The organism is Streptomyces alboflavus (genome assembly GCF_000716675.1).
GTDB classification, from domain to species: domain Bacteria; phylum Actinomycetota; class Actinomycetes; order Streptomycetales; family Streptomycetaceae; genus Streptomyces; species Streptomyces alboflavus.
In genome coordinates this window covers 1-15357 of sequence record NZ_JNXT01000002.1, presented here as the reverse complement: position 1 = coordinate 15357, position 15357 = coordinate 1, and the positions used below count along the sequence as shown (strand labels likewise).

The window sequence follows — 15357 nt, the reverse complement described above, 5'->3', positions numbered from 1 at the left end:
CGGAGATCCGGATGGGCCGGAGATCCGGACCGCTAGAGCGCGGCGAGCACGTCCCGCAGCGCCTCCACGACCAGGTCCTGCTCGGCCTTGGTCAGCGACGGGTACATGGGCAGCGAGAAGATCTCGTCGGCGGCCTGCTCGGTGACGGGCAGGTCGCCCCGGCGATGGCCGAGGTGGGCGAAGCCCTTCATCGTGTGGACGGGCCAGCGGTAGCTGACGTTGAGCGTGATGTCCCGCGCGGCCAGCTCGGCGATGATCCGCTCGCGCTGGGGGTGGCGCACGACGTACAGGTAGTACACGTGGTCGTTGCCTTCGGCCAGGGCGGGCAGCACGAGGTCCGTGCCGGCCAGGCCTTCGGCGTAGCGGGCGGCGATCGCGCGGCGCGCGGCCAGGTAGTCGTCGAGCCGGGACAGCTTGCGGCGCAGGATCTCGGCGTGGACCTCGTCGAGGCGGCTGTTGTGGCCGGGGGTGGCCTCGACGAAGTAGCGGTCCTCCATGCCGTAGTAGCGCAGCCTGCGCAGCGCCGCGTCGACGGCGGGCGTGGAGGTGATGACGGCCCCGGCGTCGCCGTAGGCGCCGAGGACCTTGGTCGGGTAGAAGGAGAACGCGGCGGCGTCCCCGGTCGTTCCCGCGAGCTTGCCGTGCCGCCGGGCGCCGTGCGCCTGCGCGCAGTCCTCCAGGACGGCGAGCCCGTACGCGGCCGCGTGCTCGGTCAGCGCCGCCAGGTCGACGCACTGGCCGTAGAGGTGCACCGGAAGGAGGCACTTGGTGCGCTCGGTGATGACGTCCGGTACGCGGTCCACGTCCATCAGATACGTCTCGGGGTGCACATCGACGAACACGGGCGTCGCGCCCACGGCGTCGATGGCGACGACAGTGGGCGCCGCCGTGTTGGCGACGGTGATCACCTCGTCGCCGCGGCCGACCCCGAGCGCGCGCAGCGCGAGGACGAGAGCGTTGGTGCCGTTGTCGACACCGGCGCAGTGCGGTACTCCGTGGTAGTCCGCGAACGCGTGCTCGAAGTCCCCGACGCGCTGACCGAGGATCAGCTGTCCGGAGCGGAAGACGGTGTCGACGGCGTCGAGGATGTCGGCGCGCTCGGCGTCGTACTCCGCAAGGTAGTTCCAGACCTTGATGCCCATGGTCACTGGTCCTCGGTTCGCTCGGGGTCGGCTGGTCGCGCTACGGCTGCGGCGCCGCGGGCTCCAGTGGCCCGCACCGCGCGCGGGCGGCGCCGCACTCCTCCAGCGCGCGCCCGGCGAGGACCGGGTGGTGCGGGAGGTCGGCGGTGGCGCCGTCGGCGGGGCGCACCGTCGCGGGCGCGCAGCGGTCGAGTACGGCGACGATCCACTCGGCGAGCGCCTGGCCCTGGTTGGCCGCGGCCTTCTGCCAGCGGATGCGCCGCTCTGTCGTGATCTTGAAGCGGATGGCTGCCTGCTTCTCGCTCTGTCCCGGCCGCGTCGTCGCCTCCGCCGACGGTCTGCTTTCGGGTGCGCGCAGGCTCTCCCTGATGTGGCGGCGCAGTTCGTTGCGGGACCAGCCGTGCCGTTCGGCCTGTTCGAGCCAGTGGTCCTGGGCCCGCTCCTCCAGACCCGCCACCTCGGCGTGGTGCTGGAAACTGAGTCGGCCGCGCCGTCGTGCCACGCCGAACCGGCCCGCGACCCAGGCGTAGTTCCGCAGCGTCTGGTAGCTCAGGGACGTGTCGGCGAGGGCGATCTTGTAGCGGTCCGGGTAGTGGGCCTGGCCGTAGATGAGCCAGTCCCCCAGCCACCAGCTGGACGATTCCGCGATGACGGCGATGTGCGTGCCGAGGCTGCGCCAGCGGTCCAGCGGGAGGTCGACCGGCAGGTCGAGCGAGGTGCGCCGGGCGACCACGGACGCGTTCACATGCAACTGCGATCCGTATTTACGGTCCTGCACGTTCGATGGATTGTGGTCTCTGGGCAGCCCTCCCGCAATGGTTCTGGGAATCTGATGGGAAATCTGGTTGGGAATCGCCGTAGGAATCGAGTGCGGTAGCGGCCTCACGCCGGGAGGTATTCCCCCGTGCCTCTTGCTTGGCAAGACATCCTCCGTGTGAGCGTGCTGTACTCTCACCTGCCTCGAGTCGTCCCGAGACTCCGGCAGTCTGCGGCAGGTCACGGCGCGGTGTCCAGGGGAATGAATGGCCGGTTGTTCCGGATGGGCCGATGGTGATCCCGCACCGGAGCATGCGGTTGATCGCCTTCCGGCGCCGTCTGATTCCCGTGGTTTCGGCGCGCCGCCGTGTCATGCGGCGGGTCCGGGAGCGCCTGCGCTTTTCGCAACGCGGGTGGTCGGCCCGGAAGCGGCCGGACCGCGCGGGCAGGCCGCTTCCGGATGCGCGGGGCCGGGCGTCGGGGGGCCGGTCCCGGCGGCGGTGGGCAGGGTCGGTCCGGGACGCGGCACGGCGTCCCGCCGGCGGGACGGTCGGCGGGAGGCACGGCGCGGACGCGTGGTGATGCCGCCGTCATGACCCCACAACTCCCGTGTTCTTACCGGCGCACGCCCCTGGACCACAAGTGGACAACAACCCGCCGCTATTTCCGCCACGACACTTCTGACCGGGCACGACGAGCCGTTTCCCGACATTTTCCAATGAGATCGGGACAGGAGTGCATTGACCGTTCCCGCATCGATGAAATAGGAGATAGCCATGGACGCACTCATGAACCAGAGCGCCGCACTTCGATTCGTCGCCGAAGCGGTGGAAGAAGTAGCCGGAATTCCGGCCGAAGAGGTGGAGCCCGGTAAGTCCTTGGTGGACGATCTCGGGATCGATTCCCTCTCCATGGTGGAGATCGCTTTCACGCTCCAGCGGCAGGCGGGTGATGAGATACCCGACGAGGAGCTGGCCACGATCACCACGGTGCAGGATCTCGTCGACCTGGTGCGGGAACGGGTTGAACACAGTCAGTGACGACACGAGGTGACCTGGTGAGCCATCCCGAGCTGACCCCGCACGCACTCCTGACCGCGGGCCCCGCCGCTCCCGGCGTCAACGAGCGCCCCTGGCTGGTCCGTTGGGACCTGCTCGGCGAGGACGCCGGGGATCTGGTGCGCCGGACACTGCCCCCGACCCTGGACTTCCACACGTCCGGCTCGACCGGCCCCAGCGAGTGCTGGCGGCGCACCCGCGACCAGCTGTGGGAGGAGGCGGGCATGCTGGCCGCGCTCCTTGGGCCCGAACGCCCGGAAGCCGTCCTGTCGTTCGCGCCGCCCCGGCATGTGTACGGGGCGCTCGCGACCCTGCTCGTCCCGGCCAGACTCCGCCTCCCCGTCTGGTACCGCCCGCACTTCTTCGGCGCGCTGCCCCCGTCCCCCGTGGGCCGGTGGGCGGTCGTCGCGGTGCCCTGGTCGTTCTCGGCACTGCGCCGCAAGCGCGCGTGGATCGAGGCCCGCGAGCACGTCGCCGTGCTCCACAGCACTGCGATGCTGCCGTCGGCCGCGCAGGACTTCGTCCAGGAGGCGGGCCCCGGGCGGGTGTCGGTGCGGGAGGTGTTCGGGTCCACGGAGACGGGCGGCATCGCGTGGCGGGAGTGGGGTCCCGACGACCCGCCCTGGGACCTGTTCGACGACGTGGAGTTCGTCCCCGACCCTGACGACCCCCACGCCCCCGACGACGGCGTCGGCACCCCGGACGCCGACGCGGACGTCCCCCTGACGGTCCGCAGCCCCCGTCTCGCCGCCCGCCCCGGCCTCGCCCCGCTCCCCACCTGGCAGACCGACGACCTCGTACGGCCCTGTGGGGCACGCCGGTTCCGCTTCAGTGGCCGGCGCGGCGGCCTCGTGAAGATCAACGGGCGTCGGGTGAGCCTCGGCGCCGTCGAGCGTGCGCTGCGCGCGGTCGTCGACTGCGCGGACCTGGCCTGCCTGCCCGTCGCCGACGAACTCAGCGGCGAGCACCTGGAGCTGTACGTCGTACCGCCGCCCGGCCGCCCACTCGACCGGGCCCGGGTGCGCGCGCTCATCGCGGGCCACGACCTCACCGTCCAGCCCCGCCACGTGCACGTCGTCGACCGCATCGACCGCTCCCCGGCCGGCCTGCCGCGCCGGATCCACCCCACCCGCCCCGCTGACGCAGGAGCCGCGACATGATCACAGACGTAGCCGAGTCGCCCAAGGAACGCCTGGCGGACATCGTGCGCCAGGCCCGCCCCGACGCCCGGGTGCGCCCGTGCAGCGCGCTGGAGGCCGAGCGGATGCGGGCCGGAGTCGACCGGCTCGCCCGCGCCCTCGCCGACCAGGAGCAGGTGTACGGGGTCACGCGGGGCTTCGGCCCGCTGGTCGAGTACGCGGCCGCCACGTCCGACACCGACCAGGGCAGCGGGCTCATCGCGCACCTCGGCAGCGGGCAGGGGCAGCCGCTGTCCCCCGAGGTGTGTCGCCTGGTGCTGTGGATCCGGCTCAACAGCATGCGGCTCGGCCACTCGGCGGTGTCGCCCGAATTCTGGGACCGGGTCGCCGAGTTGTGGAACCAGGGCTTCACTCCGGTGATCCCGCGCGACGGCACGGTCAGCGCGAGCGGTGACCTGCAGCCCCTCGCGCACGCGGCGCTCGCCCTTGCGGGGGAGGGCGAGGCGTGGCTGCGCGACGGCTCGGGGCAATGGCGGGTGCGGCCGTCGGCCGAGGCCCTGGCCGCGCTCGGCGCGCGCCCGGTGACCTGGCGGGCCCGGCAGGCCCTTTCGTTCGTCAACGGCACCAGCGTGAGCCTCGCCGTCACCCTGCTCAACCACCGGGAGGTGCTGCGCCTGTCCCGCGCGGTCGCCGCGCTCACCGCGCGCGCCGTGACGCTGCTCGGCGCGAGCCCGCAGGCGTACCACCCCGGAGTCGGTCACGCGCGGGGCCAGGCGGGGCAGTTGGTCGCCGCCCGGTGGATCAGGGAGGACCTGCCGCCGGACCACCGCCGCGATCCGGCGCGCCCGTTGCAGGAGCCGTACAGCCTGCGCTGCGCGCCGCAGGTGATCGGCGCGGTCGTCGACCAGCTGTCCGTCCTCGAGGACATCCTGGTCCGCGAGGCGGTGGGCTGTACGGACAACCCGGTCTACTACGAAGGCGAGTTCCTGCACGCGGGCAACTTCCACGCCATGCCGGTGGGCCTCGCGTCCGACCAGATCGGCCTGTGCCTCCAGCAGATCGCGTTCCTCGCCGAGCGCCAACTCGCCCTGCTGTGCCTGCCGGAGACCAACGGCGGCAAGCCGCCCATGCTCACCCCGGTGCCGGGGCGCGGCAGCGGGCTCGCCGGGGTGCAGCTGAGCGCCACCTCGTTCGTCTCCCGTATCCGTCAGCTCGTCTACCCCGCGGGCCTGACGGCGCTGCCCAGCAACGGCCTCAACCAGGACCATGTGCCGATGGCCCTGAACGGCGCGAACGCCGTGAGCGACGCCGTCGAGCAGGCGTGGCTGGTCGTGGGCTCGCTCGCCGTCGCGGTGACGCAGTACGCGGCGCTGACCGGGAAGAGCGAGGAATCCCCGGGCGTATGGGCCGAACTGGACCGCGTCTCGCCCGCGTTGGCAGCCGACCGGCCGCTCGCGCCCGAGGTGCGCGGTGCCCGCGACGTCCTCGCGCGCCTCGCGACGGAGCTCATCGAACGCGAGGAGGAGAGCGCAGATGCTGGGTACGGCGCCTGACACCGCGCGCGAGACCGACCCGCCGCACGAGCGGGAGCCCGAGGAGCGCGCGGAGTCCGGCCGTCCGGCCATTCTGCGCCCCGACGCGTGGCGGGACATGCTCCGCTATCTGCGGCCCCAGCGCAGGCTCATCCTGCTCGGCGGCGGCCTTTCGCTGCTCGGCGGCTTCTCCGGCCTGATCCAGCCCGTGATCGCCAAGTCCGTGGTGGAGAACCTGGAGTCGCGCTCCCCCGTCATGGCCGCGCTGATCGCGCTGACGGCTCTCGTGCTGGTGTCGGCGGTGGTCGGCGCGATCGGCACGTTCATCCTGATGCGGGTCTCCGAGTCCGTCGTCCTCAGCACCCGCCGCGAGGTGATCCGGCGGGTGCTGTGGCTGCGGGTCTCCGAGACGGACAAGATCCCGCCGGGCGACCTGATGTCGCGGGCCACGGCCGACACCACGCTGATGCGCAGCGCCGTCACGACCGCGATCGTGGAGACCGTCAACGGCTCGGTGATGCTCGTCGCGATCCTCGTCCTGATGGGCGTCATGGACTGGGTGCTGCTGCTCACCACGCTGGCCGTGGTGCTGCTCGGCGGCATCCTCGTCGCCACCGGCCTGCCGCAGCTGGAGAGCGCCGCGCGCCGCGCCCAGGAGGGCGTGGCCGAGCTGAGCACCGCCCTGGAGCGGGCGCTCGGCACCTTCCGCACCATCAAGGCGTCCGGCGCGGAGAACAGCGAGGCCGAGATCGCCGAGCGCGGCGCGCGCCGTGCCTGGCGGCACAGCCTGAAGGTGGCCCGGCTCGACTCGCTCGTCGGCGCGTTCATCACCGTGACGATCCAGGTGGCGTTCCTCGCCGTCCTCGGCGTCGGCGGCGCCCGGGTGGCGTCCGGCGCGATGAGCCTCGGCAGCCTGATCGCGTTCCTGCTCTATCTCTTCTACCTGGTGCCGCCCCTTGGCGCGCTGGTCACCGCGATGATCCGGTTCAACGTGGTGGCCGCGGCGATGTCCCGCGTCAGCGAGCTGCTGCGGCTGCGCACCGAGCCGGAGAGCGCGCCGCGCCCGGCCCCGGCGCCCTCGGGCCGCGCGCCCGCGCCCGCGTCGCTCTCGTTCCACGACGTCGTCTTCCGCTACCCCGGCGACGGGCCCGTGGTGCACCACGGCGTCAGCTTCGAGATCCCCGCGGCCGGGATGACCGCGTTCGTGGGTCCCTCCGGTGCGGGCAAGTCCACGGTGTTCTCGCTGATCGAGCGGTTCTACGAGCCGCAGAGCGGCACCGTGCGCCTGGACGGCCGTGACGTCCACGAACTCGACCTCGGCGAGCTGCGCGCCGCCATCGGCTACGTGGAGCAGGACGCCCCCGTGCTCGCCGGGACGATCCGCGACAACCTGTGCATCGGGATGCCGTACGTCGAGGAGGACGAGCTGCGCCGCGTCGTCGACCAGGCCCGCCTCGGCGAGCTCGTCGCGCGCCTCCCGCACGGCCTCGACACCGAGGTCGGCCACCGCGGCACCAAGCTGTCCGGCGGTGAGCGCCAGCGGGTCGCCGTGGCCCGCGCGCTGCTGCGCCGGCCGCGGCTGCTGCTGCTCGACGAGGTCACCTCGCAGCTCGACGCCCGCAACGAGAACGCCCTGCGGGAGGTCATCACCGGCATCACGGCCGAGACCACCGTCGTGGTGGTCGCGCACCGCCTGTCCACCGTGAGCATGGCCGACCGGATCGTCGTGATGGACGGCGGCCGCATCCGGGCCGTCGGCACGCACGAGGAGCTGCTGAGCGAGGACGCGCTGTACCGCGAGCTCGCCGCGACGCAGATGCTGCTGCCCGTCAGCGAGCTCGAAGCGTCCGCCGCCCGTATCGGCGACACCCTGGGAGAGCGCCCATGAGCACCGAGGCACCCCGTACCGCGCACACGCCGATCACGGGCTTCACCCTGTCGACGCTCGGGCCGGAGCCGGTCGGCCTGGAGTATCTGGCCGACACGGTGCGCCGCCTGGCGGCCGAGCGCGGCGACGCGCCCGCCGTGACCGTGCTCGGCGACCGCCGGGTGCGGGGCGGGGCCCGGCGCACGGACACCGTCGTCACGCTGACGTACCGCGAACTCGACGAGCGGGCCCGGGCCGTCGCGGCCGAGCTCCAGGCGGCGTGTCCGCCCCGGGCCCGGGTCGCGATCCTGTGCCCGCACGACGAGCACTACGTGGTCGCCTTCCTCGGCTGTCTGTACGCGGGCGTGATCGCAGTGCCCCTGTACGCGCCGGAGCTGTTCCGCAGCCAGACGCGGCTGCGTTCGGTCCTTCGGGACAGCACGCCGGGCTGTGTCCTGACGACATCGCAGGTGCGGCCCGCGGTGCGCACCGCGCTCAGCAGCACGGGGTGGCAGCAGGGGCCCGTGCTGCACGTCGACGAGGTGCCCGTGCACCGGGCGTCGAAGTGGCGGCGCCCGCCCGCGGCTCCCGACGACGTGGCGTACCTGCAGTACACGTCGGGCTCCACGGGGGCGCCCGCGGGGGTGCGGGTCACCCACGCGAACCTGTCGGCGGCGGCGTACCAAATGCGTTCGCGCTTCATGCCGGCGACGACGGCCGTGTCCTGGGTGCCGCTGTTCCACGACATGGGGCTCGTCTGCGCCATCGCGAGCCCGCTGAGCGCCGGGATGCACATGGTGCACCTCAGCCCGATGGGCTTCCTGCACCGCCCCTACCGCTGGCTGCGCGCCCTGTCGGACTACCGCGCCGACTGGACGGTCACGCCCAACTTCGGCCTGACCCACTGCGTGCGGCGCGTCACCGCCGAGGAGGTGGCGTCGCTGGACCTCAGCGGTCTGCGGGCGCTCGCCATCGGCGGGGAGCCCGTGCACGCGCGGTCGGTGGCGGCGTTCGTGGCGGCGTTCGCCGACGCGGGCCTCGACCCCCGGTCGCCGGTGCCGTGCTACGGCCTCGCGGAGGCCACGCTGTCCGTGACGATGACGCCCAACGGGACCGGAGCGGTCGGCGCCCACTTCGACCGCGCGGCCCTCACGGCGGGCGAGGTGCGGCCGGTTCCGGACGGGCCGGACTCGGTGCACCTGGTGAGCAACGGCACGCCGGTGCCCGGGGTGCGGGTGCGGATCGCGGACCCGGCGACCGGCCAGGAGACCACGGGCCGGGTCGGCGAGGTCTGGGTGGGCGGCCCCAATCGCACGGACGGGTACTGGCGGGCGCCGGAGCGGACGGCGCGCGTGTACGCCGACGGGTGGCTGCGGACGGGCGACTGGGGCTTTGTGCACGACGGCGGGCTCTATGTGGTCGGCCGCATGGACGACGTCATCATCGTGCGGGGCCGCAACCACTACCCGGAGGACATCGAGGCCACCGTCGAGTCGGTGGCGCCGGTGGCGGCGACGGCGATCGGCGTCGAGGGCGACCCGACGGAGCGGCTCATCGTCCTGATGGAGGCCGACGCGGCGATGACGGCCCTGCCCGAGCCCGACCGCGACGCCCTGACGGAACGCATCCGGCAGACAGTGAGCCGCCAGCACGGGCTCGCGGTCCACGCCACGGTGGTGGTCCGCAGGGGGACGCTGCCGCGCACCACCAGCGGCAAGATCCAGCGGGGCCTGTGCCGTCAGCGGTACGCGGCGGGAGCCTACGCGCCCCCGCCGCGCCCGACCTGACGGGCGGCCCCCTCCCCCCGTCAGCGTGTACGTCGCCAGAACACACCGACCCCGTCGATCTCCTCGATGGGGTCGGTGATGCCGTGCTCCCTGCGGTACTGGTAGACGGCGACCCGGCACGGGGGCAGGGCGCGGTAGTCGTCGACGATCACATAGCCGCCGACGGACAGCTTGGGGTAGAGGTGCACCAGCGCGTCCATCGTGGACTCGAACAGGTCGCCGTCCATGCGGAGCACGGCCAGGCTCTCCACCGGGGCGTCGGGCAGCGTGTCGCGGAAGTAGCCGGGCAGGAAGCGCACTTGGTCGTCGAGGAGTCCGTAGCGGCGGAAGTTCTCCTCCACGGTCGCCTGCGAGACACCGAAGACATCGTTGAAGCGGTACAGCGGCGCCAGGTCGTCGCCCGGGTACCGCACCGGGTCGCCCTTCGGGATGCCCTCGAAGGAGTCGGCGACCCACACCGTGCGGTCCTTGATGTCGTACGCCTTGAGCACCGCGCGCATGAAGATCGTGGCGCCGCCCCGCCAGACCCCCGTCTCGATGAGGTCGCCGGGGATGTCGTCGGAGAGGACCTGTTCGACGCACGCGTGCACGTTGTCGAGGCGTTTGCCGCCGATCATCGTGTGCGCGACGCGTGGGATGTCCCGGCCACCGGCGCGGAGTTCGTCGTCGTATTCGATGCTCGGAAGGCCGGCGTCGAAATCCTTGTTCCGCACCCAGCCGTGCGCGCTGTCCTGGTAGATGGTGTTGGTGACGACCTTCTTCATCAGATCCAGATACAGGTCGCGGGAATGTGTGAGCACAGGCGTTCCCCCTTGTCGCTGCCAACGTGTCGCTTCCGGCTTGTCGCTCCCGGGCCGAGATTCCACAGAAGTGTGGCACCAGTGTGTCCCGCCGGCGAGACGGAATACAGAGCGACCACTCATGAACTGCGCCTGCACCGCGGGGGGTGGAAGCGGAATCCGCGTGAATGGTTGACGCGGGACCGGCCCCGGGCAACGATGGCCGCACTCACCGGGAAAGCAGGAGTTCATGACCATCGAGACGCCGAAGACCAGCGAGGCCATTCGCGTCGGACGCCGCGTCGAGCTCGGATATGCGACCGCCGACGACTACGGCCAATTCGCGAAATGGCTCAGCCCCGACGGGGATGTCGCCGCCCTCACCGGCGACGTGTCCGAGCGGGTCACGGTGGACACGCTGCGCGCCGACGCCGCGTCGGGCTCGCGCTTCTGCACGATGCGGTCCCTGGACGGGGAGCGCGTGGGCATGGTGAAGTTCCACCGCGTCGGCGGCCAACGGGACACGACCTTCGAGATCAGCGGCGCCATCGGCAGCAGCGACCTGTGGTCGCGGGGCTATGGCGCCGAGGGCTTCGGCCTCGTCGTGGAGCACATCTTCGAGGACCTGGGCGCGCACCGACTCCAGTTCTGGGTGGGCCTGTTCAACGAACCGATGCTTCAGATGGTGATGCGCACCCGGTTCTTCGTCCTCGAAGGAGTCCTCAGGGAACGCAAGTTCTTCAAAGGCGAATATCACGACGTGGCCATGTGGTCCATGCTCCGCCATGAATACGAAGCACTGTTCGTCAGAGGGGAATGGGAGCAGAAGCCCGGCCAGGACGCCTGGTTCGACACGGCGAGCGAACCGAAGGCGGCTGCCCGCCGGACACTCGCCGCATATCTCGGACGGGGCCCGGACACCGCGCTGAGCCCGTTCACGCGATAGCCGCGACGCGCGCGTCGGCCTTTCCCCCGTACCCGATTCACCACTTCTTCTTCGCCACACTCTTTTCCCCGCACTCCCCACCAACTACTGACTAGCGACTAGCGATCGAAACCTCCACGAGGCGATCACCACGACGGCCGTCGAACGCACGGCCGACCCATTCCAGGAATTCCGCTGGAGGTGCCTCGTGTCAGTGGACTGGTCGATCTACACACTGGTGGACCCGGTGTTCTTCGAGACCCCGGCGCGGGCCGCCACCGAGGAGCACCTGGCGCCGTCGCGGTTCACCCCGCTGCCCGACGGCTGGCGGCACCGGGCCGCCCGCATCTGGGACATGTACCAGCCCCAGCGTCCCCACACCGTGGACCAGGGCTGGAAGATCCACGTCTCCGCGACCCACGACAACGCCCAGCAGGTCCTCGAGATCGTCGCCGACCACTGTCTGCGGGCCCGCGTGTCCTTCAAACACCTGCGCAGCCGGTCCCTGCTCGACGCCATGAACTCCAAGTACGCGCCCCGCCCGGCCGGCGGCAAGTTCATCGCCGTCTACCCGCGCGACGAGGCGGAGTTCGCGGACTGCGCACGCGATCTTGACGAACGCCTCGCGGGCAGCGACGGACCGTACATCCTCACCGACTGCCGCTGGGGCGAGGGCCCCGTGCACTTCCGCTACGGCGCCTTCCGCGAACGGTGGTGCTGGACCGACGACGGCGCGCACGTCCTCGCCCTCACCGACGCCGACGGACGCCTCGTGCCCGACCTCAGGCGGCCCACGTTCGCGCTGCCCGAGGGCGTGCCGGTCCCAGACGTCCTGCGCCCGCACATCGAGCGGCGCACCGCCGCGAGCGGCGCGTTCGGCTACCGGGTCAAGGAGGCCCTGCACTTCTCCAACGCAGGGGGTGTGTACGCCGCGACGCGCCGGGACGACGACAGTCCCGTGGTCCTCAAGGAGGCCCGGCCGCACACCGGCAGGGACGGCGCGGGCCTCGACGCCACGGCGCGGCTCGCGCACGAGAAGCGCGTCCTCGACCGGCTAGCCGACGTCCCCGGCGTGCCGCGTGCGTACGAGCTGTTCGACTTCGGCGGCCACTCCATGCTCGCCATGGAGCACCTGGACGGCATCCCGCTGCAGCGCTGGATGGTGCGCCACCACCCGCTGGTCAACTGGAACGCGTGCACGCCCGGCGGGCTGCGCGACTACGCCCGGCGCGCGGAGGCCCTGCACGCCGAGGTGGCCGCCCTGGTCCGGCGCGTGCACGCCGAGGGGATCGTCTTCGGGGATCTGCACCCGGGGAACGTGCTGGTCGCGGAGGACGCGTTCAGTCCCGGAGAGGACACCGTGCCCGGCGAGCGAGCGACAGCCGACGGAAGCCCCACACCCAACGGTAGTCCGACTCCCGGCGGGGGCCCGGCACCGCGCGACGCGGCCCCGCAGGTCCGCCTCGTCGACTTCGAGATGGCCTTCCCCACGTCCGAGAACACCCGCCCGACGCTCGGGTACCCCGGCTTCGCCGCCCGCCGCAAGACCGGCACGGCAGTCGACGAACACGCCCTGGCGGTGCTGCGGCTGTGGCTGTACCTGCCGCTCGTCACGTCGCTCGGCGTCTGCCCGGAGAAGGGCGCGCGCCTCGCGGCCGCGGCGGCTCAGCGCTTCGGCCTGCCGGATGACGTCGCCGCGACGCTCGCAGCGGACCTGGCCGAGGCACCCGACACGCAGTCCCGGCAACCCGCCGAGCAGCCACGGGCCGCCACGGGACAGGCCGCACGCCCCAGCACCTCATCGCCGGTCGGTGCCGTCACCGACGTACGCCTCGACACCTCGCCCGTGGACTGGGCGGCCGTCCGCGCCTCCCTGGCCCGCGCCTTGCACGCGTCCGCGACCCCGGACCGCGACGACCGGCTCTTCCCCGGCGACCCCCGGCAGTTCAACGAGGCCCCCGGCGGCTTCGCGCACGGCGCCGCGGGGGTCCTGTGGGCGCTGTCCGTGGCGGGCGGGGAGCGCGAACCCGCCTACGAGGACTGGCTGCTGCGGGCGGCACGCGCCGACCATGTCCAGCCCGGCTTCCACGACGGCGCGCACGGCGTCGCCCACGTCCTGGACCACCTCGGCCACCACGCCGCCGCCCGGGAGCTCATCGACCGTGCCCGCGCCGGTGTCGAGGAGATGACCGACGTCAGCCTGTACGGCGGCCTCGCGGGCGTCGGCCTCAACCTGCTGCACTTCGTCGGCGACGACACGGGGCACGCCTGGCTCAAGGAGGCCCGGGAGCTGGCCGCGCGCGCCGTCGACGCGCTGGACGACGTCCGCCCGCACGGCATCGACCGCGCCCGGGGCGAGCCCGGCACCCACGGCGGGCTGCTGCGCGGCTGGTCCGGCGTCGGCCTGTTCCTGCTGCGGATGTACGAGGCCACGGGCGAGGACGCGTATCTGCGGCACGCGGTGCGGGCCGTGCACCGGGACCTGGACCTGTGCGTCCTGCGCGAGGAAGGCGTGCTGCACGTCGACGGCGGCTTCCGCTCCCTGCCGTACCTGGAGACCGGGTCGGTCGGCATCGGCCTCGTCGCCGACCTGCTCACCGACCACACGGACGACCCGCGCATCGCCGAGACGCTGCCCGCGCTCGCGCTCGCCGCGCGCTCACCGCTCACGGTCGAGAGCCAGCTGTTCATCGGGCGGGCCGGGCTCCTCACGGCGGCGCACGCGCTGCGGCGGCACCTGCCGGACATCGCCTCCGAGGGCGCCGAGGGCGGCGTGGACCCGGTGGCCGAGCACCTCGGCAGCCTCCACTGGCACGCCCTCGCCCACCGCGGCGAGGTGGCGTTCCCTGGCCACAGCGGCCTGCGTCTCTCCATGGACCTGGCGACGGGCAACGCGGGCGTCCTCGCGGCCCTGTCGTACGTCACGGGCGGCGGGCCACCCCCGCTGCCGTTCCTGGGCCGCGCCGGGCGGGCGGCGGCCGGGGCTGACCACGGACTCCCGGCGGACGACCGCCGCCGGATGCCCTGCGATCGGCCGGTTGGAGGTGACACCGCATGAACGTTCTGGAGCTTCAGGAGCTGGAGACGTCGACCCTCGACGACGAGCTGCTCGGCAGCACCGGCAGCGTGGACTGCTGACCCGCTGTCACAGCACGACGAGAGAACCGCAGCGGCGGTCCACGGCGACCGCCGACCGCGTCGCACCACTGACTTCGGCGGCCGACCGCCGCCGGTACCGCAGCGAGCGCTGGGGAGGAGGTGACATCGCATGAACGTTCTGGAGCTTCAGGAGCTGGAGACGTCGACCCTCGACGACGAGCTGCTCGGCAGCACCGGCAGTGTGGACTGCTGACCCGCTGACGAGGCGATGAGAGCGAGAGGGCCGCAGCGGCAGTCCACCGCGGCCGCCAGCCGGGCCGACTGAGCCGGCGGTGGGGGGTCCCTGAGCCCAGGGACCCCCCACTCACTCTCTTCGCCACGTCTCTGTCCGTCCGCACGCGTGGCTCTGGCGTCGTCCCGCGCGTCCGGTGCTCAGCGGCCCCGGTGCCGTTCGGCGATCCGGACCAGTTCGGGGACGACGTCGGCGGCGCTCGGCATGGCCCTCATGTCGGCGCGCAGCCGCCGTGCCCCTTCGGTGAAGGAGGATTCCGTGAGCAGCCGCCGCACTTCGTGGGCGACGCGTTCGCCGGTCGCCTCCGCCACCGGGAGGTCGACTCCGGCGCCGTACGCGGCCAGGCCCCTGGCGAGGATCGGGGCGTCGATCTCCTCGGCGACGGCGAGTTGGGGGACGGCGTGCAGCGAGGTCGTACCGATCGTGCCGAACCCGCCGTGATGAACCATCACCGCACAGGTGGGAGCAAGGGCTGCCAACGGCACGAACTCCTCCACCCGCACCCGGTCCCCCACCGCGCCCAGTTCCTCGCGGATCTCCGCCGCGCCCGGCAGCGCGGCGACCACCTCCACGTCGAGGGCGGCCAGGGCCTTGAGGATCTCCACCACCGACACCGCGTACCCGGCAAGCCGCTCCACCGCACTCAACCCCAGCGTGAACCCCACCCGAGGCCGCACCGGCACCTCCCACAACCACCGCGGCACCACCGACACCCCGTTGTAGACGCCGAACCGCATCGGCAGATATTCGATGCCGGTCTCCAGGCGGAACGCCTCGGGCAGCTGGTCCACGGTGAACTGACCTGTCGTCAACTCCTCGTCGAACTCCACTCCGTACCGCCCCGCGAGGGCCCCGAGCCAGGCGCCGAGCGGATCCCCCGCGCCGCCCACCGGCTCCCCCGCCTCGCCCGCGAGGCGGACGAACTGCTCCCGCACCCGCCCGAAGAAATCCACCCCCCACGTCAACCGCCCATGCGCCGCA

General features: G+C 72.4%; 11 protein-coding genes. 7 read left to right on the top strand and 4 right to left on the bottom strand.

Features of this window, described 5'->3' with window-relative positions:
- Positions 1–32: 32 nt before the first annotated feature.
- Both OO63_RS01635 and OO63_RS01630 read right to left on the bottom strand, forming a co-directional pair.
- Complete coding sequence (locus OO63_RS01635) at positions 33–1142, bottom strand: DegT/DnrJ/EryC1/StrS family aminotransferase (protein WP_030361736.1); 1110 nt, start codon at positions 1140–1142, stop codon at positions 33–35.
- Positions 1143–1182: 40 nt separating this feature from the next.
- Positions 1183–1920, bottom strand: coding sequence for an LmbU family transcriptional regulator (locus OO63_RS01630; protein WP_234311356.1), 738 nt, complete (start codon positions 1918–1920; stop codon positions 1183–1185).
- A gap of 754 nt (positions 1921–2674) precedes the next feature.
- On the opposite strand from OO63_RS01630, the gene OO63_RS01625 reads away from it, so the two are divergent.
- The 5 genes from OO63_RS01625 to OO63_RS01605 are packed head-to-tail and all read left to right on the top strand — an operon-like array spanning position 2675 to position 9281.
- Positions 2675–2938 carry an acyl carrier protein gene (locus OO63_RS01625; protein ID WP_078618763.1) on the top strand — a complete coding sequence of 88 codons (264 nt, stop codon included), beginning with the start codon at positions 2675–2677 and terminating at the stop codon, positions 2936–2938.
- 17 nt (positions 2939–2955) lie between these two features.
- Positions 2956–4116, top strand: a complete 1161-nt coding sequence (locus OO63_RS01620) for a class I adenylate-forming enzyme family protein (protein ID WP_030361739.1) — start codon at positions 2956–2958, stop codon at positions 4114–4116.
- Positions 4113–5648, top strand: a complete 1536-nt coding sequence (locus OO63_RS01615; RefSeq protein ID WP_033263697.1) for an aromatic amino acid ammonia-lyase — start codon at positions 4113–4115, stop codon at positions 5646–5648. Before OO63_RS01620 ends, OO63_RS01615 begins: the two co-directional genes overlap by 4 nt.
- Positions 5629–7515 carry an ABC transporter transmembrane domain-containing protein gene (locus tag OO63_RS01610; protein ID WP_078618760.1) on the top strand — a complete coding sequence of 629 codons (1887 nt, stop codon included), beginning with the start codon at positions 5629–5631 and terminating at the stop codon, positions 7513–7515. Before OO63_RS01615 ends, OO63_RS01610 begins: the two co-directional genes overlap by 20 nt.
- A complete protein-coding gene (locus tag OO63_RS01605; protein ID WP_051810426.1) occupies positions 7512–9281 on the top strand; it encodes a fatty acyl-AMP ligase in 1770 nt (589 codons plus the stop codon). Before OO63_RS01610 ends, OO63_RS01605 begins: the two co-directional genes overlap by 4 nt.
- A gap of 20 nt (positions 9282–9301) precedes the next feature.
- Here the strand turns inward: OO63_RS01605 and OO63_RS01600 are convergent, their stop codons facing one another.
- Complete coding sequence (locus OO63_RS01600; protein ID WP_234311357.1) at positions 9302–10081, bottom strand: TylF/MycF family methyltransferase; 780 nt, start codon at positions 10079–10081, stop codon at positions 9302–9304.
- Between the two features lie 229 nt (positions 10082–10310).
- Here OO63_RS01600 and OO63_RS41945 point away from each other — a divergent pair, with 229 nt between their 5' ends.
- Together OO63_RS41945 and OO63_RS41225 are read left to right on the top strand one after the other, a co-directional pair.
- On the top strand, positions 10311–11006 hold the full coding sequence (locus OO63_RS41945; RefSeq protein ID WP_030361744.1) for a GNAT family N-acetyltransferase: 696 nt from the start codon (positions 10311–10313) through the stop codon (positions 11004–11006).
- Between the two features lie 193 nt (positions 11007–11199).
- Positions 11200–14043 carry a class III lanthionine synthetase LanKC N-terminal domain-containing protein gene (locus OO63_RS41225; RefSeq protein ID WP_051810425.1) on the top strand — a complete coding sequence of 948 codons (2844 nt, stop codon included), beginning with the start codon at positions 11200–11202 and terminating at the stop codon, positions 14041–14043.
- Between the two features lie 473 nt (positions 14044–14516).
- Here the strand turns inward: OO63_RS41225 and OO63_RS01585 are convergent.
- Positions 14517–15357: nucleotide disphospho-sugar-binding domain-containing protein (locus tag OO63_RS01585; RefSeq protein ID WP_030361745.1), on the bottom strand; the 841-nt coding region annotated here is incomplete at its 5' end.